Annotated in this window: 22 protein-coding genes and 2 tRNA genes; 12 read left to right on the top strand and 12 right to left on the bottom strand. The window is 54.6% G+C overall.

Translation table 11 applies throughout. The features are described 5' to 3' along the window. The first annotated feature begins 258 nt into the window (after positions 1-258). Positions 259-1767, top strand: a complete 1509-nt coding sequence (locus EUU23_RS09290; RefSeq protein WP_160353868.1) for a YifB family Mg chelatase-like AAA ATPase — start codon at positions 259-261, stop codon at positions 1765-1767. Positions 1768-1817: 50 nt separating this feature from the next. On the opposite strand, the gene EUU23_RS09285 is transcribed toward EUU23_RS09290, so the two are convergent. The 5 genes from EUU23_RS09285 to aroA form a co-directional block, all read right to left on the bottom strand. Then, positions 1818-1903, bottom strand: a tRNA-Leu gene (locus EUU23_RS09285). Positions 1904-1961: 58 nt separating this feature from the next. After that, positions 1962-2240, bottom strand: coding sequence for an integration host factor subunit beta (locus tag EUU23_RS09280; protein ID WP_160353867.1), 279 nt, complete (start codon positions 2238-2240; stop codon positions 1962-1964). Positions 2241-2462: 222 nt separating this feature from the next. Beyond that, on the bottom strand, positions 2463-4169 hold the full coding sequence (gene rpsA, locus EUU23_RS09275) for a 30S ribosomal protein S1 (protein WP_160353866.1): 1707 nt from the start codon (positions 4167-4169) through the stop codon (positions 2463-2465). A 248-nt stretch (positions 4170-4417) separates the two neighbouring features. Further along, positions 4418-5044, bottom strand: coding sequence for a (d)CMP kinase (locus tag EUU23_RS09270; protein ID WP_160353865.1), 627 nt, complete (start codon positions 5042-5044; stop codon positions 4418-4420). Next, on the bottom strand, positions 5041-6405 hold the full coding sequence (gene aroA / locus EUU23_RS09265) for a 3-phosphoshikimate 1-carboxyvinyltransferase (protein WP_160353864.1): 1365 nt from the start codon (positions 6403-6405) through the stop codon (positions 5041-5043). The genes EUU23_RS09270 and aroA overlap by 4 nt, the downstream gene beginning before the upstream one ends. A gap of 182 nt (positions 6406-6587) precedes the next feature. On the opposite strand from aroA, the gene EUU23_RS09260 reads away from it, so the two are divergent. The 3 genes from EUU23_RS09260 to EUU23_RS09250 all read left to right on the top strand — a co-directional run bounded on the left by EUU23_RS09260 (position 6588) and on the right by EUU23_RS09250 (position 8708). Continuing rightward, the gene (locus EUU23_RS09260; protein WP_160354679.1) at positions 6588-6905 is read left to right on the top strand and encodes a TIGR02300 family protein; all 318 of its coding nucleotides are present in this window, start codon (positions 6588-6590) and stop codon (positions 6903-6905) included. Between the two features lie 81 nt (positions 6906-6986). Continuing rightward, positions 6987-7062, top strand: a tRNA-Ala gene (locus tag EUU23_RS09255). A gap of 92 nt (positions 7063-7154) precedes the next feature. Further along, the gene (locus EUU23_RS09250) at positions 7155-8708 is read left to right on the top strand and encodes a site-specific integrase (protein WP_160353863.1); all 1554 of its coding nucleotides are present in this window, start codon (positions 7155-7157) and stop codon (positions 8706-8708) included. 838 nt (positions 8709-9546) lie between these two features. Here the strand turns inward: EUU23_RS09250 and EUU23_RS09245 are convergent. Beyond that, entirely contained in the window at positions 9547-10323 is a 777-nt protein-coding gene (locus tag EUU23_RS09245; RefSeq protein WP_160353862.1) for a hypothetical protein, read from the bottom strand. Between the two features lie 330 nt (positions 10324-10653). Here EUU23_RS09245 and EUU23_RS09240 point away from each other — a divergent pair, with 330 nt between their 5' ends. After that, positions 10654-11397, top strand: coding sequence for a hypothetical protein (locus tag EUU23_RS09240; RefSeq protein WP_160353861.1), 744 nt, complete (start codon positions 10654-10656; stop codon positions 11395-11397). Between the two features lie 186 nt (positions 11398-11583). Here EUU23_RS09240 and EUU23_RS09235 read toward each other — a convergent pair whose 3' ends face one another. The 3 genes from EUU23_RS09235 to EUU23_RS09225 all read right to left on the bottom strand — a co-directional run bounded on the left by EUU23_RS09235 (position 11584) and on the right by EUU23_RS09225 (position 13216). Continuing rightward, positions 11584-11844 (bottom strand): hypothetical protein, encoded by a 261-nt coding sequence (locus tag EUU23_RS09235; RefSeq protein WP_160353860.1) that lies wholly within the window; start codon positions 11842-11844, stop codon positions 11584-11586. A gap of 197 nt (positions 11845-12041) precedes the next feature. Next, on the bottom strand, positions 12042-12509 hold the full coding sequence (locus EUU23_RS09230) for a hypothetical protein (protein WP_160353859.1): 468 nt from the start codon (positions 12507-12509) through the stop codon (positions 12042-12044). Between the two features lie 92 nt (positions 12510-12601). Then, the gene (locus tag EUU23_RS09225) at positions 12602-13216 is read right to left on the bottom strand and encodes a recombinase family protein (protein ID WP_160353858.1); all 615 of its coding nucleotides are present in this window, start codon (positions 13214-13216) and stop codon (positions 12602-12604) included. A gap of 333 nt (positions 13217-13549) precedes the next feature. Here EUU23_RS09225 and EUU23_RS09220 point away from each other — a divergent pair, with 333 nt between their 5' ends. The 7 genes from EUU23_RS09220 (at position 13550) to EUU23_RS09190 (ending at position 20052) form a co-directional block, all read left to right on the top strand. Next, the gene (locus EUU23_RS09220; protein WP_160353857.1) at positions 13550-14131 is read left to right on the top strand and encodes a DUF6680 family protein; all 582 of its coding nucleotides are present in this window, start codon (positions 13550-13552) and stop codon (positions 14129-14131) included. Positions 14132-14789: 658 nt separating this feature from the next. Beyond that, positions 14790-15842 (top strand): GTPase ObgE, encoded by a 1053-nt coding sequence (obgE, locus tag EUU23_RS09215; RefSeq protein ID WP_160353856.1) that lies wholly within the window; start codon positions 14790-14792, stop codon positions 15840-15842. Next, positions 15827-16960, top strand: coding sequence for a glutamate 5-kinase (proB, locus tag EUU23_RS09210; protein ID WP_160353855.1), 1134 nt, complete (start codon positions 15827-15829; stop codon positions 16958-16960). The genes obgE and proB overlap by 16 nt, the downstream gene beginning before the upstream one ends. Then, positions 16957-17883, top strand: coding sequence for an NAD-dependent epimerase/dehydratase family protein (locus tag EUU23_RS09205; RefSeq protein WP_218939578.1), 927 nt, complete (start codon positions 16957-16959; stop codon positions 17881-17883). Before proB ends, EUU23_RS09205 begins: the two co-directional genes overlap by 4 nt. 58 nt (positions 17884-17941) lie before the next feature. Beyond that, positions 17942-18184: an acyl carrier protein gene (locus EUU23_RS09200; RefSeq protein WP_160353854.1), complete on the top strand. Its 243-nt coding sequence runs from the start codon at positions 17942-17944 to the stop codon at positions 18182-18184. A 4-nt stretch (positions 18185-18188) separates the two neighbouring features. Then, complete coding sequence (spt, locus tag EUU23_RS09195; RefSeq protein ID WP_160353853.1) at positions 18189-19388, top strand: serine palmitoyltransferase; 1200 nt, start codon at positions 18189-18191, stop codon at positions 19386-19388. Continuing rightward, positions 19345-20052: a YoaK family protein gene (locus EUU23_RS09190; protein WP_160353852.1), complete on the top strand. Its 708-nt coding sequence runs from the start codon at positions 19345-19347 to the stop codon at positions 20050-20052. Before spt ends, EUU23_RS09190 begins: the two co-directional genes overlap by 44 nt. Here the strand turns inward: EUU23_RS09190 and EUU23_RS09185 are convergent. Genes EUU23_RS09185 through EUU23_RS09175 form a run of 3 tightly spaced genes read right to left on the bottom strand, consistent with a single transcriptional unit; the run spans position 20049 to position 22474 of the window. Then, complete coding sequence (locus EUU23_RS09185) at positions 20049-20972, bottom strand: hypothetical protein (protein ID WP_160353851.1); 924 nt, start codon at positions 20970-20972, stop codon at positions 20049-20051. The genes EUU23_RS09190 and EUU23_RS09185 overlap by 4 nt on opposite strands. 46 nt (positions 20973-21018) lie before the next feature. Then, a complete protein-coding gene (locus EUU23_RS09180) occupies positions 21019-21987 on the bottom strand; it encodes a diacylglycerol/lipid kinase family protein (RefSeq protein ID WP_160353850.1) in 969 nt (322 codons plus the stop codon). Between the two features lie 10 nt (positions 21988-21997). Then, entirely contained in the window at positions 21998-22474 is a 477-nt protein-coding gene (locus tag EUU23_RS09175) for a DUF2141 domain-containing protein (protein ID WP_179956553.1), read from the bottom strand. Positions 22475-22547 lie beyond the last annotated feature (73 nt).

The raw sequence follows: 22547 nt of genomic DNA, 5'->3' as shown, positions 1-22547 counted from the left end.
TTTGAGCTATATCGAAAGATATATTTTGGTGAAGTGGCGGTAAATGCGGCATGACGCCAAAAATCGGTAAAAACATACCTGCCCATTGGAGAAAGGGTGAAATCGCCAAGGGCAGGCATGCATGATGCGACGGCTTGCTTCGCGCCCCAATCATGCCTTGCAAGGAATTTCCAAAGAATGTGTGGGCAGGGTTAAGGGGATATTAGCCCTGATGTAACAGCCCCGCGTAACAATCTTTCAATGATCGGGGGAAAAGAAATGGTGTCGACAGTCTCGACCGTCGCCTATCTGGGGCTGGAAGCACGCAGTGTCGAAGTGCAGTGCCAGATTGCCCCGGGAATGGTGGGCTTTGCCGTCGTCGGTCTGCCCGACAAGGCGGTTGCCGAAAGCCGGGAACGGGTGCGCGCCGCCATATCGGCGCTGGGCCTCGCGCTGCCACCCAAGCGGATCACGATCAATTTGTCGCCAGCAGATCTGCCCAAGGAAGGGTCGCATTATGACCTTCCCATTGCGCTGGCCCTGCTTTCGGCAATGGGGCTGGTCGATACCGAAGCCTTGGCGCATTATGTCGTGGTCGGGGAGCTGGGACTGGATGGCAAAGTTGCCGGTTCGCCGGGGGTATTGCTTGCCGCGCTGCATGCATCATCCCGCAATATGGGCCTTATTTGCCCGGCGGTGCAGGGGCCAGAGGCGGCGTGGGCCGGACAAATAGAGGTTGTCGCAGCGCCCGATTTACTGGCCTTGCTCAACCATCTGAAAGGCCAGGCCCTGCTGCGCGCACCAGAGCCGGGCGTCGCCGATCCTCCCAAAGGGGGGCCGGATATGAAAATGGTGAAGGGGCAGGAAACGGCAAAGCGGGCGTTGGAAATAGCCGCAGCGGGCGGACATAATCTGTGCATGGTCGGACCACCGGGTGCGGGCAAGTCGTTGCTGGCATCCTGTATGCCCGGAATTCTGCCCGAGCTCACCCCGGCAGAGGCGCTTGAGGTTTCGATGATCATGTCGGTCGCAGGCGGTCTGGATGGGGGACGTCTGGTCCGAACAAGGCCATTCCGAAGCCCGCATCACAGTGCGTCAATGCCCGCTTTGGTGGGTGGCGGTGCGCGCGTGCGGCCGGGGGAGGTCAGCTTGGCGCATCTGGGCATCCTGTTCCTGGACGAGCTGCCCGAATTTCAGCGTGTCGTTCTGGACAGTTTGCGTCAACCCTTGGAAACGGGCGAAGTCAGCGTTGCGCGCGCAAATAATCACGTCACTTTCCCGGCGAATTTTCAACTGGTTGCGGCGATGAACCCGTGCCGGTGCGGCCATTTGGGCGACGCCGCTTTGGCCTGCAGCCGGGCACCGCGGTGCGCCGCAGATTATCAGGCCAAGATTTCGGGACCGTTGCTGGATCGCATCGACTTGCATGTTGAAGTGCAGGCGGTCAGCGCCGCCGATCTGGTCTTGCCCCCACCCGCCGAAGGGTCGGCAGAGGTTGCAGCCCGCATTTGCGGCGCGCGCAATATCCAGACGCAACGGTTGGCCGGCACCGGGCTGCGGACCAATGCGGAACTGGATGGCGATGCCTTGGCGGCCTTTGCTACGCCTGATGAGGCGGGGCGAAAGCTACTGGCACAGGCGGCCGAGGCGATGCGCCTGTCGGCAAGGGGCTATACGCGGATTTTACGCGTTGCCCGAACCATTGCCGACCTGGCCCATGCCGAACAAACCGGACGCATTCATATTGCCGAAGCGCTGAGCTATCGCCGACAGGCGCCCCGGAACTGACCGATGGGCAATAGCCGGAACCTTGACGCAAACGCGGCGTATAACGACAATGGTGCGGATGGCGGGACTCGAACCCGCACGCCCAAAAGGACAACAGATTTTAAGTCTGTAGCGTCTACCATTCCGCCACATCCGCGTGCCGATAGCGCAGACAACATAATTACATTGCGGTCAAGTCGCTTTGGTAAAACAGCTTATTTGTTAAGCTGTTCGCGCACTTCCTTACCGGGCTTGAAATATGGAACGCGTTTTGACGGCACTTCCACCGACGCGCCGGTCCGTGGATTGCGGCCTTTGCGAGGGCTGCGTTCGCGCGTCGAAAATGCTCCAAAACCGCGCAGCTCTACACGACCGCCATCGGCCAAACGCTGGATAATCTGGTTAAAGAATACATCGACAATTTTTTCGATTTCTTCGGTTTTGAGCTCGGGATTCTCGCTCTCCAGTTTTTTAATCAACTCGGACCGGATCATGGGCAAAGTCCTTCATTTATTTTCAAGTCGATACCCGAGTTTATAGAAGCCATGCGACCAAAGGGATCCGGCTCGGGAGCGTCGCAAAGCTGCCAGATTATATTTTATTTTACAACGCTTTTGCTGCAGGAACGCCCGTTCAAAAGCATAAAAAACCCGCTCTCGTTTCCAAGAGCGGGCTTTTCTGTCCCAAAAATAGAACTTTTGTTAGAAAGCCGTGGCTTACTTCTTCACACCCTTCAGCGCTTCGCCGAGAATGTCGCCAAGCGATGCGCCCGAGTCGGACGAACCATATTGCTCGACAGCCTGCTTTTCTTCGGCCAGCTGAAGTGCCTTGACGGAGAAGTTCGGCTTTTTCGAGCGGTCAAAACCGGTGATCATGGCATCGAACTTCTGCCCGACCTGGAAGCGGTCAGGACGTTGTTCGTCGCGGTCACGGCCAAGGTCCGCGCGCTTGATAAAGCCTGTCGCACCGTCTTCACCCGCCTGCACTTCAAGGCCGCCATCGCGAACTTCAAGTACAGTGACCGTGGTGGTCGCACCCTTTTTCAGACCGCCAGCCGACGTGGCTCCGGCTGCCGATGGCGCACCCTTTTCGATCTGCTTGATGCCGAGCGAAATACGCTCCTTCTCTGCATCAATGTCGAGCACGATGGCTTTGACGGTTTCGCCCTTGCGATGAAGATGGAGTGCTTCTTCGCCCGAAATGCCCCAAGCGATATCCGACATATGCACCATGCCATCGACGTCGCCGTCGAGGCCGATAAACAGACCAAATTCGGTCGCATTCTTGACTTCGCCTTCGACGGTCGAACCAACAGGGAATTTCTCGGCAAAGCTGGCCCAAGGATTGTCCTGGGCTTGCTTGAGGCCAAGCGAGATGCGGCGCTTTTCCATGTCGATGTCGAGCACGATGACGTCGACTTCCTGGCTTGTCGAAACGATCTTGCCAGGATGGACATTCTTCTTGGTCCAGCTCATTTCAGAAACGTGCACCAGACCTTCGATGCCGGGTTCAAGTTCGATGAATGCGCCATACTCAGTAATATTCGTGACAGCACCCTTAAGCTTGGTCCCAACCGGATAGTTCTTTACGGCGGCATCCCAAGGATCGCTTTCAAGCTGCTTCATGCCAAGGCTGATGCGTTGTGTATCCTTGTTGATACGGACGATCTGGACTTTGACGGTATCACCGATGTTGATGACTTCGCTCGGGTGGTTGATGCGCTTGTAGCTGATGTCGGTGACATGGAGCAGGCCGTCAATGCCGCCCAGATCAACGAATGCACCATAGTCGGTGATGTTCTTGACGACGCCGTCAATGATCTGGCCTTCAGCAAGATTCTGAATGAGACCGGTGCGCTGTTCGGCACGGGTTTCTTCCAAAATGGCGCGACGCGAAACAACGATGTTGCCACGCTTGCGGTCCATTTTCAGGATGACGAAAGGCTGGGCGATATCCATCAGCGGTGCAACGTCGCGTACCGGACGGACGTCTACCTGGCTGCCGGGCAAGAATGCAACGGCGCCGCCAAGATCGACGGTGAAACCGCCCTTGACGCGGCCAAAGATGACGCCGTCAACGCGGTTGCCAGCTTCGAATTCGCCTTCCAGAACGTCCCATGCAGCTTCGCGGCGGGCACGGTCCCGGCTCAGCATCGCTTCGCCGTTCATATTTTCTACGCGGTCGACATAAACTTCGACTTCGTCACCGACTTTCAGGTCGGCTTTCTGGCCGGGCATTGCGAATTCACGCAGAGCCACACGGCCTTCGGATTTCAGACCGACATCGATGACGGCATGGTCATTGTCGATTGCGGTTACGGTGCCTTTTACGACGCGGCCTTCAAAGCCACCATCGGCGCCACCAAGCGATTCGTCGAGAAGTGCCGCGAAATCGTCGCGGGTCGGGTTTGGCGAAGTTGCCATAGGTTAGAGTTTCCTTGCTTACTTTTTATCCGGCCAATCGGTTGGTTCCGATGGTCTTTGACCAGAGTTGCCCCTGCGGCCCCATGCCGAAAAGGCGTTCGTTTTAAGAGGGTTGCAACATCAAAAGCCGTCCCCCCGACCTTGAGTCAGGGTCCATTTCTCCGTCTCGACCATCGGTCTGTTAGGCGGAATGGATGCTGAAACAGGTTCAGCATGACGTGTGTCTGAAATTGCAACACACCCGCCGGTCAGCCCTTGTGGAGTTTACGCTCCACCAGCGCAATCGCGGCTTGAACGGCGTCGCCTATAGTCAAATCGCCCGTATCAAGCAAGAGCGCGTCTTTGGCAGGTTTCAACGGCGAATCAGTGCGGCTCATGTCACGAACATCGCGCGCCTCGATATCTGCCAGAATTTCGGACAAGGTGGCATCTATTCCATATTTCCGCATCTCTTCATGACGCCGCGCCGCCCGGATCGGTGCAGGCGCAGTCACGAAGATTTTAACATCGGCATCCGGCGCAATCACCGTTCCAATATCTCGTCCATCAAGCAGCGCGCCACCGATCTGGTGCGCGAAATCGACCTGACGCCGGTTCAATGCAGCCCGCACTTGAGGATGAACCGAGACACGGCTGGCCAATCCTCCGATTTCTTCGCTTCGCAAAATGGGGTCGTCCAGTATCGAATCGGCAAATTCGCAAGCCTTCGCAGCATCCGGCGCGTGATCCGGGTCGCCTCCATTTTGGAGGATCTGATATCCCACCGCCCGGTACAAAAGGCCGGTATCCAGAAACGGCAAATCATAATGCAAGGCCAGCGCCTTTGCGATGGTGCCTTTGCCAGAAGCAGTGGGGCCGTCGACTGCGATTATCATAGGTCAACAACGGCCTTCGCTGGGGCAGATAACGGGGTGGTCATCGCCGAGAGCATCGCTTCAAAGTTCGGGAAACTTGTCGCTATCGGTGACACATCATCGATGGTTACGTTATGAGTGCAGCGTTGGCCTGCGACGGCAAAACTCATGGCGATGCGGTGGTCCAGCGCGCTTTTGATGGTCACGCCGCCAGCCAGATTTTCGCCGCCGGTCCCGTTGATAATCAGGCCATCGGCGCGTTCTTCCACCTGTGCACCAACGGCCGTCAAACCCGCCGCCATCAACGCCAGCCGGTCGCTCTCCTTGACGCGCAATTCTTCAAGTCCGCTGGTTATCGTCCGCCCTTGGGCGACACTGGCGGCAACGAAGAAGATTGGAAATTCGTCGATCATGCTCGGTGCGATATCGGGCGGTACTTCAATTCCGCGCAGAATCGAATGCCGTGCGGTGATATCAGCCACAGGCTCCCCACCCACTTCGCGCTGATTTGCATAGGTCAGGTCTGCACCCATTGCTTCGAGCATCCGGTATATGCCGGTGCGGGTCGGATTCATTCCGACATGGGTTATCGTCACTTCACTACCCGGTGTGATCAGTGCAGCGACGATCGGGAAGGCCGCAGACGATGGGTCGCCGGGTACGTCAATTATCTGGGGCTTCAATTCAGCCTCACCAATAAGGCGGATGGTGCGTGTGCCGTTGCCGTCCACTTCAACGGTCAGATCCGCCCCAAAACCGTGCAGCATCCGTTCGCTATGGTCGCGGGTGGGAACCGGTTCAATGATCTCGGTTATGCCCGGAGTATTGAGCCCGGCGAGCAGAATGGCGCTTTTTACTTGCGCCGACGCGACAGGAAGGCGGTACTGGATTGGTATTGCAGGGACAAGGCCATGAACCATCAAAGGCAGTGTTCCGCCGGGGCTTGCATTGAATTCCGCGCCCATAAGACTAAGCGGGTCGATCACCCGACCCATAGGCCGCTTCGACAGGCTTGCATCACCAATGAAAGTGGCGGTCAGCCGGTGGCTTGCCACCAGACCCATCAGCAACCGTGTGGATGTGCCACTATTCCCCATGTCGAGCGCGCCCGCAGGCTGCATGAGCCCGCCAACACCGACACCATAAACGGTCCAGCATCCCTCACCGGTTTGATGGATCGTGGCCCCCATGGCCCGCATTGCGGCCGCAGTCGACAGGACGTCTTCGCCTTCCAGCAGGCCGGTTATGCGGCTTTCGCCAACCGCAAGCGCGCTCAGCATCAGGGCGCGGTGCGAAATCGACTTGTCACCGGGAACCCTGAAGGTTCCGCACAACGGGCCGGAATGGCAAAATGTGGCGGGGCGTGGATGGGCTTCGTGCATAGGGCGCTGCTTTGCTTTCCCGGGTTCAGGAAGTCAACGCACCTTGTCCCCTCAGCCGCTATCAAGAGGGGAGAAGTTTTTGACAGCATCGCCATGCTGTGGCAAAGGCCGCGCCAACTGACGGCGATTCACCGACGTGCATCGCCCGTTTCAAGCTATTTTATAAAGGATTTGAGCCTGCCATGATTAAGGCTGAATGGGGAACCAAGCGCACTTGCCCGAAATGCGGTACTCGCTTTTACGATCTCACCAAGGACGAACCGGTTGAGTGCATTGAGTGTGGCAACCAGTGGACGCCGGAACCTGTCCTGAAATCTAAACAACCGCTTCCCTTTGAAGAAGTTGAAAAGAAAAAGGATGACGCGGATTTGGCCGACGACGATCTCGACATTGATGTCGATGCGGTTGATGGTGACGTGTCGCCTGACAATGACGTCGATCTTGGCGGTGATGATGATCTTGGCGTGGCCAGCGGCGAAGACGAACCCGACGATATTTAAGTCGAACTTCGTGCTTGATATATGATGGAGCGCCCGCTAGTGGCGCTCCTCACCAAATAGCCGCCTTGATTGCGGCATGATGGGGCCTTAGCTCAGCTGGTAGAGCGCTACACTGGCAGTGTAGAGGTCAGGGGTTCGACTCCCCTAGGCTCCACCAATGTCATACAAACCGCAGATTTGCGGGGAGTTACTGAAATATAATGGGTTTTTGTCGGTTGACTGTTACAGCCGTAGCAGCGAGGACAGCCCATGTGTACCCACCTAACCAAGCGCCAATCCGTCTATTATTTCCGGCGCGTCATCCCTGTAAATCTGCAATCCTATTTCGATAACAAGAAACAATGGATGCACAGTCTCGGGACCAAAGACCTCGCCGAAGGTAAGCGGCTCGCTCGACTGGCTGGGACGCACACAGACGGCCTCATTGAGCAAGCACTACACCTAGCCAAAGGGTCCGGGCAGGCCGCTGGCGGGGCTAGTAACTCGCTTGCTGGGCGTCCCGTTACCCCGGCTGAAATAGAACAAACAGATTACGAGGAGCGCCAGCGTTTCGAGCAAGAGGAGCGGTACGAGGGCCGGGAAGACTACCGCCGTACATTAGAAAAACGGATGGCCCTTACCACGCAGGAACTATCGCCAGAGGAAGCCGCGATCAAAGACCTATTTGCTGCCAAGGATTATGACCACGTGGTAGCAATGGAACGGCTGCGGATTTACCGGCATGATATTCGGGCAGCATCAAGGCAGGATGACCCGGATTTACTAGCCCAGCCAGCGGCGATAGTGCCAGCCAGTCTAGCGGCGTTTGCCCCCGGCATTATGCTAGACGGTGATATAATTCACCGATGGGCTGTCGAACGGGCGGTTAAACTAAGGGGCGTTGAAGCCCATAGGGCTGTGGCGCGCTGGTTTTACGAGCGGGTCGGTAAGAAGGCCGTTGCCGATATAACTCGTGCAGATGTACTGGCGTTCAAGAATGCTCTTGTCAGTGAGGGGCAGACCCTAGGCAATATCAAGGTAAAGCTAAGCCGTCTGCGAACTTTGCTGCAATGGGCGGCTGATAATGATTACGCTGCCACGAATGCGGCGGCTGGTATCAAGGTGATTGATAGGAACGCGGCTAAGAACAAGCGGACTGAATTTAGCCTAGAAGCCCTAAAGGCCATCTTTGAAAGTCCTGTTTATGCCACCGGGTCTAGGCCGACACAGGGCAGAGGAGAGGCGGCATATTGGTTGCCGCTACTAGCCTTGTTTACCGGAGCCAGATTAGAGGAACTAGGCCAGCTTCACCTTACAGATATAATGGCATTGACCTATTCCGATCTTGACGGTGAAGACCGGACGGCTGATTTCATTTCAATTAAAGAAGATGATGAAACCGGGCAATCCGTTAAGAACGAACATAGCATACGCAAGGTTCCGGTCCATCCCGAACTAAAGCGGCTAGGCTTTCTGGCATACTGCGATGAAATGCGGCGGCAAGGTCACTTGCGGTTGTTCCCGGAACTTAAACCAAACAAGTTCGGCACGCTCACCTCTAAATGGGGCGAGTGGTTCGGCAAATACAAACGGGAGATATGCGGCGTCACTGATAGCCGTATGACGTTCCATTCCTTCCGTCACACATTCAAACAATATGCCCGGCAAGTCGGCGTGGTCGAAGGTATCCAAACACAAATCATGGGTCATAGCGGTGATAGCGTCGCAGATGACTATGGGTCGGGTTTCTATATGCATCCGGTTGTTGAAGGTATGGCCATGTACAAGATACCCGGCCTCAAGTTGCCGAAGGCTTGGCGTTAAGTGAGGGTCCGAGATTATGCGTTTGCAGCTTCTGCTGCCCACCAACAACCTTACAGGCCGACTATAGCGAGGATTTTAGTACCAACCCGCCCAAACAAGTGCCTCGGTGAGTTCGGGCACATTATCCAATGCATGTTGCATGAAGGTTGGATGAAGTAGGCTAAGGTCGGCTTCATGGGCACCATTTGGAAAGTAAATCTCTAGCCGCCCGGTTGGCCAACGTATCGCGGTAAGTTCCCCAAACTTCCGGACCAGACACTCCCCATCTTTCTCGCGCTTCTTACGTTCAAGGATGTCTAGGTGCCCAGCCTTGCTCCTATTGACCATGGGAGCTATCCCAGCCTTCATCCGTTCGAAGTTAGAGCCGCCTCTGTTGAGATGGCATACGTAACAAGATCGATCACGGGTCCGGCGCTTAAATGCACCGCACTTGGGGCATGGAGCCTCCAGATCGATATAATAGGCTGCCCGGTCCATGAACGCCGAAAATCTGCCAGCGTGCCTCACACGCGCCCTGAGCGCCTCTGAGTAGGCATTGTCGATCTGGCAAATGGCCCGTTGCTTTGTGTCTAGTTTGTTGGCGCGTGGTTGGCGCTGGTGGAGGGCAAATCGTGGGTCGGATTGAGGTCCAACTACAAGAGCTTTGCGAGAGATGATATGTTCCTAAATGAAAAACTTCGCCCCATGGTGCATGGTTGGGGGAGGCCGTCGACGACAACAATGGAAGCCGCTGAGTGATATAAAAGGCAACGCGCTACTGCAAAGCTGTGTTGCATAGACGATACACGGAGGTACGTTGTGCTTATGTATATACATATACAATAAAACACTCACATATCTAAGTTCCCAAACAAATTGATTTAAGAACGTCTAGCGGGAGCCACTCGCCGCGATGTCTTATCCGACGCTTGCCAGATTTTCCTAGCTGGATTTTGTACTCAACACCATTGAGGGTAATAGCATTACCACGGATTACGAAGCGACCTGCAAACTCCTCGATAGGCACTCCAGCCGAAGTCTCCCGCCGCTCTATCAGTGCCTTACGCACGGATCGGATCGTCACTGGACCGCGCAATTGTAGAGTTACCCCCAACAACTTCAAAAGCCTCTCAAGGTCTTTTTTCGCATAACGATTGAGCTTGTCATAGAACATGTCGCGGGTGACCACATATCCGTTGTCCCTCTGGTTTAGCTTTAGGGCCATAGCCGTCGACCCAATGTCCAAAGTGTCGGGCTGATCTATGTACATCGTTACAACTGTCTTCCACAATTTATAGGCTGCCTTGGGTTTTGGCTCGTATGCCCACGGTTCGAGGTAGCCAATCGACATCCCGGTTTGTTCCTTCACGCTGTCAGCAGCTGTCTTGAACAAGTCCTTGGCAAGCGTTTGTGCAGCTTGAACTTTCGCACTCGATTGCGCCTTCTGTTCTGAAATAGCCCCGTCTGCTGCTGCCAACGCAATTTCAGCGGAAAAGTCACGCGATTTTATCGTGGGCGCTTCCACAAGGGCCTTCAAATCATCTAACTCAAGTTCGGGAATAATGATAGGTTTTCTGATTGTTTCGGGGCGCTCGTCATTTGTAACAATATTTAAAATGTGCATAATGTCCCGCATTCTCCAAAGGTTTGATGACAGCTAGTAGAATGCATGTAACTCGCAACCTTTAAACAATGGCAATCCGATCAAGCCTCGGTGCGCTCTCACATTGGGCCTAGTTAGCAGTCGTTGAGTGCGCGGGTAGGAGGGGTTGGGGTACGTCGCCTGAAATCCTATCCAACAAGTTCTTAACACTTGTCGGGTGCCATTTGCCTCCGCGTAGGGTTTGAGTGTGACGGTCGTTGAGTGCGGCTGCTATGACAGCTACGGGTGCATATACCGACAAAAGCCGACAGTCAGCAAACGACAACATTGCGGACGTTGGGAACATCGCTTACGACGACGTTAATGCGCGTCCTTTTCTTCCTGTCGGTCCTAGCTTGCTCGGGTTGTTCAATCGAAAAGGTTGATCCCGCGAACAGTGCTGAGTTCCGCTTCGTGGCGCGCGACATTTATACTGACCTGCTCAGTCCTTCGTGCGACGCTCCATCTGGCTTTAGCAGACACGAACTGCTTGGTTCGGAACTTGAAGCGGTGAGCAAATTTGAGCGGCAAGTGAAAGGAACAGAGCCGGGTAACCAACTAGCGATTGCCTTGCAGGATTTTCAATACAGTCAGCGGACCGGTAAGGGATGCTGGAATGACGACGATCTTACATTCGCCAAATTGCATGTTGATATGACGAAAAAAACTGTGCGGAATGGGTTGGGCACATTGCGGAGCCTCCGCCCTGATTTAGGCAACGGGTCAGATAGTCCATTGACTGGATCGGACGACCAGTCAGCGTTTCGCTATCATGTAAGCCTTTTAGTGCAGATGGTGAGTCCTATGTGTGACTTACATATTGAACAGAAGAATGACGAACTCCTCACACCCGCAAAAAGGGAGGTCGATCGTTTTGAGCAGACTTTGGCGGGCACGTCTTACGCCGCGCATTATGCGATTGCGAAGGAGGATGTGGCGTATAAGCAGTCGATAACTAGCGTGGAATGCGCAGAACGGACCAATCAGCCGCCAAACTTAATAAGCGCTGCTGCTTTGGCAGACGCTAAAAAGCAAATAGCTGCCGTCGCTCGCACGATGAAGAACTAATGTCAGCTTTCCACAACATTCCGGTCATACAGGCGGCAGGCTGAAGCAATCGTTATCTGCCATTTGTTCATCGGCACAAAATAGGGCACCTTGCACCGCACTCGGTGACCAACCTTGCAGTCGTAAGTGTATTAAAGGTCGGTTGCTGGCGCGATTTTCAGCGATAATATAGTTGTTTGGACCAACTTATGTCATTGAAACTGACGCCCATCCAATAAGCGCAAGAATTACGACGGCCATCAGCGTGGGCAATAAATACATCTTAGGTTGGTTCCTCTTATCTTTCGGGATAAAAAAAGCTGAGCCTGTCGCAGCAACTGTCGCAAGGACGACCGCTGGCAGTGTCATATAAAATTCCATAAGCCTGTCGCCGTTTTCAGGAAGCATCACCAACGGTGTGAGCAATGACAAAACCACAAGCAAGCCGAGCGCGTAACGCAAAATCATTTCATTATTTCCTTCTTTTTTCCCTTGGCCTTTAACTTTGTGGCGTCCGGATCGGGTATTGCAAGCAACCCCTTCAAGGCCGCAGAAACTCCTAGCGGCGAAAGTGACACGGGCTTTTCGGCATTTTTAGGGCAGCTTTCCGACAATATACAACAAAAGCTGCCGTTCCGGACACGACAACATTGCGGACATTATGCTCACGGACCTGTGAAAGACACAGTCGCTTTAGTCCAAAGTATTTTCCCCGCGTCATCCTGCTCCCACACGATCTGGGCGAAGATTGGATAAGGGCCGTTAAAGCCGCCGCCATTCTGACTAAATTCGCCAAGGTGGATGGCTGATAGACCGTCGCAAGGAAGGCTAAAACTAAAGCCCTGTTCTTTAAGATTGCGCTCCAGTCGGCTTGCGTCGCTACCCACCGGAAACTCGCGCGACAGCCGCTCCATGAGCTCGGGCGACAACGCTTCTTGCGATGGTTCGAAAAATTCTGCTTCTGTCGCGTCTCGTGGTGGACAGCCGGCGTTCCACCATCCTCCCGCCGCACTGACGTTCTGAAGCAATGGAGGTGTTGGCGGTGTGACCTTGTCCGCGCAGCCGTATAACGCCAGCAAACCCACGATAAGGTATGAAAGTTGCTGCTCGGCCACCTTGCGGTGATACATCACTCGATGTCCGTTTTCCACAACATTCCAGACATTACCGATAGATTTCTGGTTCGATAAAAGCGGACGTTCGTTCAGTGTGCAGTCCGCCTAGTTCACCCTAATGCCCCGGCACAATACCTCTTAACGCTGGCTGGTGAGATGCCGAAGTGCTGGGCTGTTGCCGATATGCTGGCACCCTGCGCCTTACGCCACGCAGCTATGTCATCCTTACCTTTAACCTTGCTGTCTTTCTGAAGATAGAGCGGCTGCCTCCCAAGCCCATGCTTGCCCTTGTGTGTCTTGCCCGTTGCCGCCAATGCCTCTCGGGCTGCCTTCCTGCCATTGTTGCACCGTTCCGTTATCCTGTTGCGTTCCATTTCAGCAACCTGTGCCAGCACGGCTAGGATTAGCTTGCCTATGTCCCCTGTGATCTGGCCTAGGCCGTGAATGTCCACAATCACCCCGCCATCAATTAGGCGCTTCACTGTGCTTTGTACGTCAAGTGCATCACGTCCTAAGCGGTCAACGGCATAGACGCATACTGTATCCCCTTTGCGGACACTGGCTATTAGCTTGGCAAAGCCCGGTCGTTCCGCAGCCAGCGTTGCCCCGCTTATCCCCTCGTCACTGTATTCAGTATCGAAGCCTCCGCCCATAGCTGCTCGTTGGGCGTCAATTGATTGGTCCCCGGTGGATACGCGGTAGTACGCTATGCGGTGCTTTGTCATGGGATGGCTCACAAGTTAGGGTTACTGATAAGCTGGCTCATAAGCTAGCTCTTTGAAGCTGTCAAGATATGTTGTGAGCCTAGCCCGTAGCTTATAAGTTATGAGCCTATGTAATCCGGTGCGGGGCAGGGCATCCCCTATGGGGGAGATATGGCCTTACGTTTGATCGGAGTTGCCCCCTCGCATTTCTATGGCGATTTTTGCTTTTGAGAGTTTATTGAACTCCTTGCCCTCGGGGCCTTTCAGTTTCATGGTAGCCGTTGTTGACCTGATCTTGTTTGGCAGGACAGACGCTATCAGTTTAAGAATTTCCGGGGATGATGGGAGAAAAATATGGCGGGCGAAAAGCTATATATGGGAATGCAGCTTTATGAGCTTATAACCATCGCCGCCATCTTAATTGGTCCGCTTGCGGCGGTAGCTATTCAGCTAACCAGTGAAACAAGGCGTAGGACAAAAGAGCAGCAAACTCAGACGATGAGAATGCTAGTCAGCACCCGTCACATGCCCAGCGACCCGGCGTATTCAACAGCAATCAATATGATACCGATAGATTTCAATCGCAATCGCAAGGTCATGGCGGCTTGGAAAACCTATATCGAAACGATTATGTTTCAGCCGTCGGCTGAGAATGCCGCTTCACATGAGACAAAGATATATACCAATCAGACCAAACTGATTTTTGAGATAATGAAGTGCCTTGGGTATGATTTGTCCGAAACAGACATTCAAACCAGCGCGTATGCTGCTGGTGGCTTTGTAGCACGAGACAACTTGATGATGGACGCTTGGCGCGCATGGCCTCGGATTGCAAATGCTTTGGAAGCACAGACCGATATAATTACGCCAGTTCAAGTTGCTGAACAAAAATCGCGCCCAAACGCAATGACCGCTAAGCAACCTCGTAAACCATAACCGCAATACAATTGCTCGACTAAAACTGGCGTAGAAAAATGTGGGAGCTAATCAAAGACTGGCCGTGGTATGAACGCGCCTTATTCGGGATGGCAGTTGGTTTAGTGGTTGTTGGGCCGTGGGTTGTGGTTTCCAAGCGCGACATTATCATTAAGCCGGTGGAGAAGACGGCGTGAGCCAAATCTGGGCGCTAATCATCTTAGCTACATTTATCATCGTGGTTGTCCGAGCCATCTACCATTGGAAGCAAGGCAGAAGATGGTGGGCTGTTACCTTGGTATTATGTGCCATCGCCCTTGGCACCATTCCTGTAACCTACAAGGTGACAATCACTTTACCTGCCAGCCAGTAGGTTTGCAAAAGACATATATGCCCAAAAATAACCAAGTAGGTGACGAGTGAACTCAATGAACTTGCTTTCCTGTTACATCCGTCTATTACGTGCGCTACAGTCACTAATAAAATAGCAATATATTACAGTAATTTAATCTCCCATTGGCCCACTCCCCTAGGCTCCACCAGTTTTCCGCGGTAACCGGTCGGGACTGGTGAATTGGATACCGCCACCGCCCCATTTCGCGGTCCCCATTTCGCGGCTATGTGCGACCAAATCGCGCGCCACTGGCCAAAGCCGCCATCCTCCCCTAAAGGCGACCCCATGCATTTTCTCGATCAAGCCAAAATTTTTATTCGCTCGGGCGCAGGCGGGCCTGGGGCTGTCAGTTTCCGCCGCGAAAAATATGTCCAATATGGCGGTCCCGATGGCGGTAATGGCGGCAAGGGCGGGGATATCATCTTTGAAGCGGTTGCTGGTCTGAACACCTTGATCGATTTTCGCTATGCCCAGCATTTCAAGGCCATGCGCGGCATTCAGGGTATGGGTCGTGACCGGCATGGCGCCTATGGCGATGATCTGGTCATTCAGCTACCCGTGGGGACACAGGTTTTGGCGGATGACGAGGAACGTAGCCTTCTTCTTGATCTAACCGAAGTTGGGCAGCGCGTTGTCTTCTTGCGCGGTGGTGACGGCGGGCGCGGCAACGCATCGTATAAAAGCTCGACAAACCGCGCCCCGCGGCAACATGGTCCGGGTTGGCCGGGCGAAGAAATGTATGTCTGGTTGCGGCTTAAACTGCTGGCCGATGCGGGATTGGTCGGAATGCCCAATGCGGGCAAATCGACCTTCATCAATCAGGTGTCGAATACCAAAGCAAAGGTCGGCGCCTATCCATTTACCACGACGCGTCCCCAATTGGGTGTTGTCGAGCATAAAAGCCGTGAATTTGTGCTGGCTGACATTCCAGGTCTGATCGCCGGTGCTGCGGATGGCGTGGGCATTGGCGACCGTTTTCTGGGGCATATTGAACGCTGTCAGATATTGATTCACTTGATCGACGCGACGCAGGATGATCCTGTCGAAGCATGGCATATTGTGTGCGAAGAATTGGGCGAATATGGCGCAGGCCTGAATGAAAAGCCGCAGATCGTGGCGCTCAACAAGGGTGATTTGCTCGATCCTGAATTGATGGCCGATATTTCGGCCCAATTGCAGGAAGCAGGGGCAATTGATGTTGTCGCAATTTCCGGTGCCACGGGACAGGGTGTCGATCTCGTGCTGGATCGCATTCTTGAGGCTTTGCCCGCGAAAAGCGGCCTTGAAGGCGCAAAAGCCGACGGCATAGCCGAGGATGGGACATGGTCGCCGATTTGAACCCCGTCGCCTTTTCGAAAAGCGCGTGCCCGCTGCTGGTGGTCAAGGTCGGGTCGTCCCTGTTGGTGAAACCTGATGGCGGTGTGCGCCGTGAATGGCTGGAAACATTGGTTGCCGATATCAGCGTTCGCCATCGGTCAGGGCAAAAGATCATCATCGTGACGTCCGGTGCCATTGCGCTGGGTGCGCGCCGGTTGGGATTTGACAAAGGCGGAAGGGCAAGCCTTGCCGACGCACAGGCTTCGGCGTCGGTTGGACAAATTCTGTTGTCCGGAATCTGGGCCGATCTGCTCGGCGCGCGCAATCTTGTTGCGGCGCAAATGCTGGTGACGTTGGACGATCTTGAGGAGCGGCGGCGCTATTTGAATATCGCGGCGACTTTGGACCGGTTGATTGGCGCTGATGCCATTCCCGTCATCAACGAAAATGACAGTGTCGCCACAGAGGAAATCCGTTTTGGCGACAATGACCGGCTCGCTGCGCGCGTGGCGCAGGCCGCCGGGGCCTCTGGTGTTATTCTTCTGTCCGACGTCGATGGTCTTTATGACCGCGCACCGCATTTGCCCGGCGCCGTTCTGTTACCTCAGGTTGATAAGATCGATGGTCGCATCCGCATCATGGTAGCGCAGGGTTCGTCGTCAGGCATGGGGTCGGGCGGGATGGCCTCCAAATTGGATGCCGCTGATATTGCCACGCGTGCGGGCATAGGTCTTGCGATCACATCGGGTTTGACCGACCATCCGCTTGCGGCGCTCGCAAATGGTGGGCGCGCGACATATTTTGCGCCCCGGATGGGCGGATCGGCACGCAAGACGTGGCTGGGCGGACGGCTTACCGTAAAAGGGCGCATTTATGTGGATGAGGGCGCAATCCGGGCGCTGCACACGGGAAACAGCCTGCTTCCGGCCGGCGCAACCCGCGTGGAAGGGGAGTTCAAACGCGGTGATGTCATTGACATCACCGCGGATGACGGGATTGCCTTTGCGCGCGGCCTTTCCGAATATGATGCCTCAGATGCCGCCCGCATTTGCGGCCATCGTTCGGCGGAACTTGAGGCGATTTTAGGCACCGTCCCCCGTTCGGTCCTGGTCCATCGCGATCAACTGGTGCTGCTTTGAAACATGGTGCGGGAAACATCGTTGCGGTTACCGGAGCGACGGGATTTGTCGGGCGCGTGACGCTGGACCGACTGGTCGAAGCCGGATGGAAAGTGCGCGCTCTTACCCGGCGTGACCAACCTAAAAAGTCCGGCGTGATATGGGTTCCAGGCGCTTTGGATGATGCACAAAGCCTTCAAAAATTATGTGCGGGCGCTGATGCTGTGCTGCATATTGCCGGGGTCGTAAACGCACCTGATGCCGCAGGTTTTGAAGCTGGAAATGTCACGGGTACGGCATCGATAATTGCTGCGGCCAAAGACTGCGGAATAAAGCGTTTTGTGCATGTGTCGTCGTTGGCGGCCAAGCAGCCACAATTGTCACTATATGGGGCAAGTAAATATCGCGCAGAGAAAATTGTCGGCACCAGTATGCTGGATTGGACCATTGTCCGCCCACCGGGCATATTTGGACCGGGCGATACCGAAATGTTCGACATGTTCCGCCTCGCGAAAAAGGGATGGGCTCTTTTGCCACCGCGCGGGCGTGTGTCGATCATCCATGTTGATGATCTGGCGCGTCTGCTGGTCGCGTTGCTGCCTTCCCTCGATGACGCCACGACCCAGATATTCGAGGTGGATGACGGGTTCGAGCGGGGCTGGAGTCATGAAGCCTTTGCGCGGGCGATTGGCTGGGCCGTCGGACGGCGGGTAACGACGCTGCATGCACCGCGGCTGTTGCTCAAACTCGCTGCGTACGCCGACCGCTTTTTTCGCGGGAATAAAGCCAAGTTGACACCGGACAGAGTGAGCTATCTGTCGCATCCGGACTGGACGATCGACAGACGCGCCATCCCTCCCACTGCTTTATGGGCACCACAGATTGCAACGCGACAAGGATTGAAAGAGACGGTGCGCTGGTACAAGGCGCATGGCTGGCTATAAATTGCCCTCTTGCCGCCTTAATCGCTTGCCATAGCCCGGCAAAACAAAAGGATGTGATATGACCGACCGTAGCGAAATGTTTGATCGGCTGAAGGGCCTGATCGCGCCCTTCAATAAAAAGGGTGTTGAAATATCCGAAGTAACGACTTTTGCGGGTGATCTTGAATGGGACAGCCTGACCGTGATGGATTTTGTTGCCGAAGTCGAGGATGATTTCGATATCGTCATAAGCATGAATTTGCAGGCAGAAATTGAAAATGTCGGCCATCTTGTCGACGCGGTGAAGAAGCTGACGGATTGACCCCATGAACGACCTGTTTTCCAAATTCGACGCCCTGATCGCCCAACGTGAAGGCTTGCTCGCCACGGGCGTGAAAGACCCGTTCAGCCTTGTGATGGAAGAAGTGAAATCACCAACCGTTGCGGTCTGCAATGGCAAAGAAACCATCTTGCTTGGCACCTATAATTATATGGGCATGACATTTGATGATGATGTCATTGCGGCGGGTAAACAGGCACTAGACGAATTTGGCGCTGGTACGACGGGCAGCCGCGTTCTGAACGGCACGTTTCAAGGCCATAAAGAATGCGAAGACGCGCTTCGTGAATTTTACGACATGAAACATGCGATGGTATTCTCTACCGGCTATCAGGCCAATTTGGGGATTATCAGCACGATTGCGGGCAAGGGTGATTATATTATCCTCGATATCGACAGCCACGCCTCCATCTATGATGGGTGCAAAATGGGTGATGCCGAGATTGTGGCATTTCGCCATAATGACGTGGAGGCATTGGAGAAACGTCTGAAACGATTGCCTGCTGACGCCGGTAAACTGGTCGTGCTTGAAGGTGTTTATTCGATGCTTGGCGATGTTGCGCCGCTGAAGGAGATGATCCGCATTTCCAAAGAAGCGGGCGCCATGGTGCTGGTGGATGAGGCGCATTCGATGGGCTTTATCGGCGAAAACGGCCGCGGGGTTGCCGAGGAACAGGGCGTACTCGATGATGTCGATTTTGTCATCGGAACCTTCAGTAAAAGCGTCGGCACCGTGGGCGGTTTCTGCGTTTCCAACCATCCCAAATTTGAAATCATGCGGCTGGTGTGCCGTCCTTATGTATTTACGGCGTCGCTGCCCCCCGCCGTGGTCGCTTGCTCGGCCACGAGTATTCGCAAATTGATGCACAACAGCAACAAGCGGGCGCATCTTTGGGAGAATTCGAAGACATTGCACAAAGGCTTGCGCGATCTGGGATTCCAGCTGGGTACGCCCGAGGCACAAAGCGCGATTATCGCTGTTATCATGCCAGATCTCGAAAGAGGCGCGGCGATGTGGCAGGCATTGCTGGAAAATGGCCTTTACGTGAACCTGGCGCGCCCACCTGCAACTCCTGCGGGCATGACCCTATTGCGGTGTTCACTCTGTGCCGAGCATACGAGCGATCAGGTTGCGGATATTCTTGACCGTTTCGAACGGGCAGGAAAAGCCGTGGGGATCATCTGATCGTCCGGTTGTGACCAGGCTCGACCGGAACGCGCGCCTGCTGGCGATTGGTTTTGCCGCGATGGCCGGAATGGTAGATGCAATCGGATTTCTGTCCAGCGGCGGGTTTTTCCTCTCTTTCATGAGCGGTAATTCGACCCGATTAAGTGTTGGCATCGCTTCCGGCGCGCCTTATGTGGGCATGGTTGCTTCCTTACTGATAAGCTTTGTGCTGGGTGTCACCGGCGGTTCGTTGATCGGCCGAAAAGGAATAATCTCGGCCGCAAAGCGTCAGGCGCTCATTCTGGCGGTCATGTCCGCATTGCTATTCCTTGCCCCATTATTAGTTGCCCGTGATGTGCCGCTGCTGGGCCTGTGTCTGGCGGCATTTTGCATGGGCGCGGAAAACACACTCTTTGAACGCGACGGTTCGGTGTCATTTGGGCTGACCTATATGACCGGTGCGCTGGTGAAGATTGGCCAGGGTATGGCGACGCTTATCAGCGGTGGGGAGCGTCTGGTGTGGGTGCCTTATCTGATTTTATGGCTTGGTCTCGTTAGCGGCGCGGCAATCGGAGCTGCATTGTTCAACGCATTCGGAATTGCAAGTCTGTGGCTGCCGTCCGCGCTGGCGGCAAGTTTTGCTTTGGCGCTACTTTTTGCAGACAGGACTGCAAAGCCTTAACGGACTGCGCCCTTCGCCCATAATTTGGGTACCAGAAACAGCGCCGCGACAAGGGGCCAGCGTCGCTGCCACGGCTTGATTTCAATCTTGGTTCCGGCGTGGCGGTTAATTTTCCATGCCAGATAATCAATGCCGTCCGCGTAGGTAAAGGCTGCCTTGGCGAGGCGGGCAATAGTCAATAGCTTGCCGTTTCGGCGTAAGGCGGGCCAACGTTCTCTCTCCTGCACGATCCTGCCTTGTGGGTCAGGCAAAATATGGATCTTGTCGCCGCGATACGCATTGGCAATAGGGGTATGCCGAAGCGCAGCCAGACCCAAACGCACATAGCGGTTGGGATCGAATTCAATCACTGACGAAGGCCGGTCCTTCCGCTCTGCGCGCAATTCTGCGTCATAGGTCATTTGAAACCCGGTCTGCCAAAGATCGAGCACGTCGACCTCGCGTTCGGTAAATGCCAATGCAGCGTTGAGCAAGGTCGGCGCAGCGCCTGAAACTGCCGTGCAAATCAGGGCCCGGCTATGATCATCGGCCACCCATAAAAGCCGTGATGGCTGGGCAAAGCGCGCCCAGACCGAAACAGCCGACGCCGAAGGGCGGTTCAAATCGTGAAAATCTTCCAAGCTCAATATCGCAACCTTGGCCATCAGACCTTCATGCTGGAACGGAAAGACATTGGGTGGCAACCGCCGGTTCCACGTGGCCATCCATTTCCGGCTGTACGCGGCGTCATAGTCCGACACGATCACGTAAAAATCAAGCATCTGGCCTTCCAGCCGTTCGGACCGAAGGCAGGATCCGTAAAAGAGCACGCCGCGCGCCGCATCCGGATATTGGCCTGCAATATAGCGCGCAAAAGCCTGCACCTGCGGCAGGGCGGGAACCGCCAGTTCCTCAGCGACAAGTTGTAACAGCGAAGGCACAGATACCACCTTAGCGACTTTCACCTATGCTTGTTAAGCGGGAAGATCAGGCTGCGAGTTTCAAGAATGGCACAGGCGGCGTAGACCTTAGCACAATCGGGCTTCCCCGGCTGGCTTCGAATACTTCGCCGTCCAGAACAACGCTGCTGTCGTCGCTATCGATACGGATGGTATCACCTTCTTGAAAATGGACGCCCGTCATTTTACGCTGCCCCAATTTCCCGCCCAGTGATGCGACAATCATTTTCAGCATTGACCAAGGCCTTTGATCGACCGCGAGAAACTTCATCAAGCCTTTGCGCGCCCCGCCGGCTTGCGCGCCGAGTAGCAATTTGTCGAGAGTCGTAACAATCAGGACTGAAAATATGCCCTGCAATTCGCCCTGCCGGATGAAAGATACACTGATTGGATTGGCCCGGGCTGGAAGAAAATCGGCCTTCAGCCTGAAAATAGTCGAGAGAAAAACCGCTATGGCCGCAAGAAAGTGGCTCAAGCCATTTGGCAAGCCGAGAGGATAAATTTTATTCCGGCAATAGAGAATGGTTTCGGCCAGACCGGCACCACCAAGGAACATGCCGAGCACAGGTCGCGCACCTTCGCTGCCATCGCTTAAGGCAATAAGTTCACGCACGACTATATGGTCGGTCAAGTCCCCTTTGGCGACTTCGACAATACGGCTTAACGCAATTAGCGGATCCCCCTCTGTACCAAGATCCAGCGCGATGAGGTTAGTTTTGCCATTGGGCAGGACTGCGACCGGCGGAGGCGTGCCTTCGAAATGGCCGCCATGGTATAATTCGGTTAAAGCGGACTGGACCGTGCCATCCCCGCCATTGACCACCAATACTTTGGGTTTCACCCGTGCGATCATCTCTAACGCTTTGGCAATTTGCCCAATTTCTTCGACTTCATAATGGAATATATCGGGATTCCGGGCGCAATAGCTTCGGATTGCCGGCAACAGCGATTTGTTGCCGGTGGAATTGGGATTCGAAAGAAGTGCGACAAGTGCCAAATAATTTCCGTTACAAATATTTCAGGTTGATAGTGATCTTGGTTACGCCCGGCCCGGCTTGGAAGGCGACCTTGCTGAACGAAGGCTTGCCAAGGTTCAAAATGCTGATGCTGGGGTTGTTTGAAAAACCGCCGCCATCTTTGCTGATATCGGTTTGCCCATTGCCGTTTCGATCATGGCGCACGGCTATACCGTAACGACCCTCTGCCGGAACCGGCACGCAGAAGGTCATGTTACCCGCATTTGCTCGGCTTTCGATACGATGCAGCCAACGACCTTTAGCCAACCATGCACTGTTGGTTGCCGGGTAGGACTGGACACGCACTTTGCCCGCAGATTCTTTCACCCCGCGTACATTTATCAAAATAGCGGGGCCATTGCCGGCCGTGCACCGTGACATGTCGTTGTTGATTTCTTGACCGGCAACCGCGGTTCCCGCCCCAAAAATGAAGGTAGAGATTGTAAAAATAGCAACAAACTTATTCATCATAGAACTCCTGGAACAGTATTCCCGGCGTTTTTGTTGACAAAACGCCATCTATATTGCCCCTGAACCTGTT

It is taken from the genome of Sphingorhabdus profundilacus (assembly GCF_009769755.1).
In the GTDB taxonomy this organism is placed as follows: domain Bacteria; phylum Pseudomonadota; class Alphaproteobacteria; order Sphingomonadales; family Sphingomonadaceae; genus Sphingorhabdus_B; species Sphingorhabdus_B profundilacus.
This window is presented reverse-complemented; position numbering and strand designations above follow the sequence as displayed.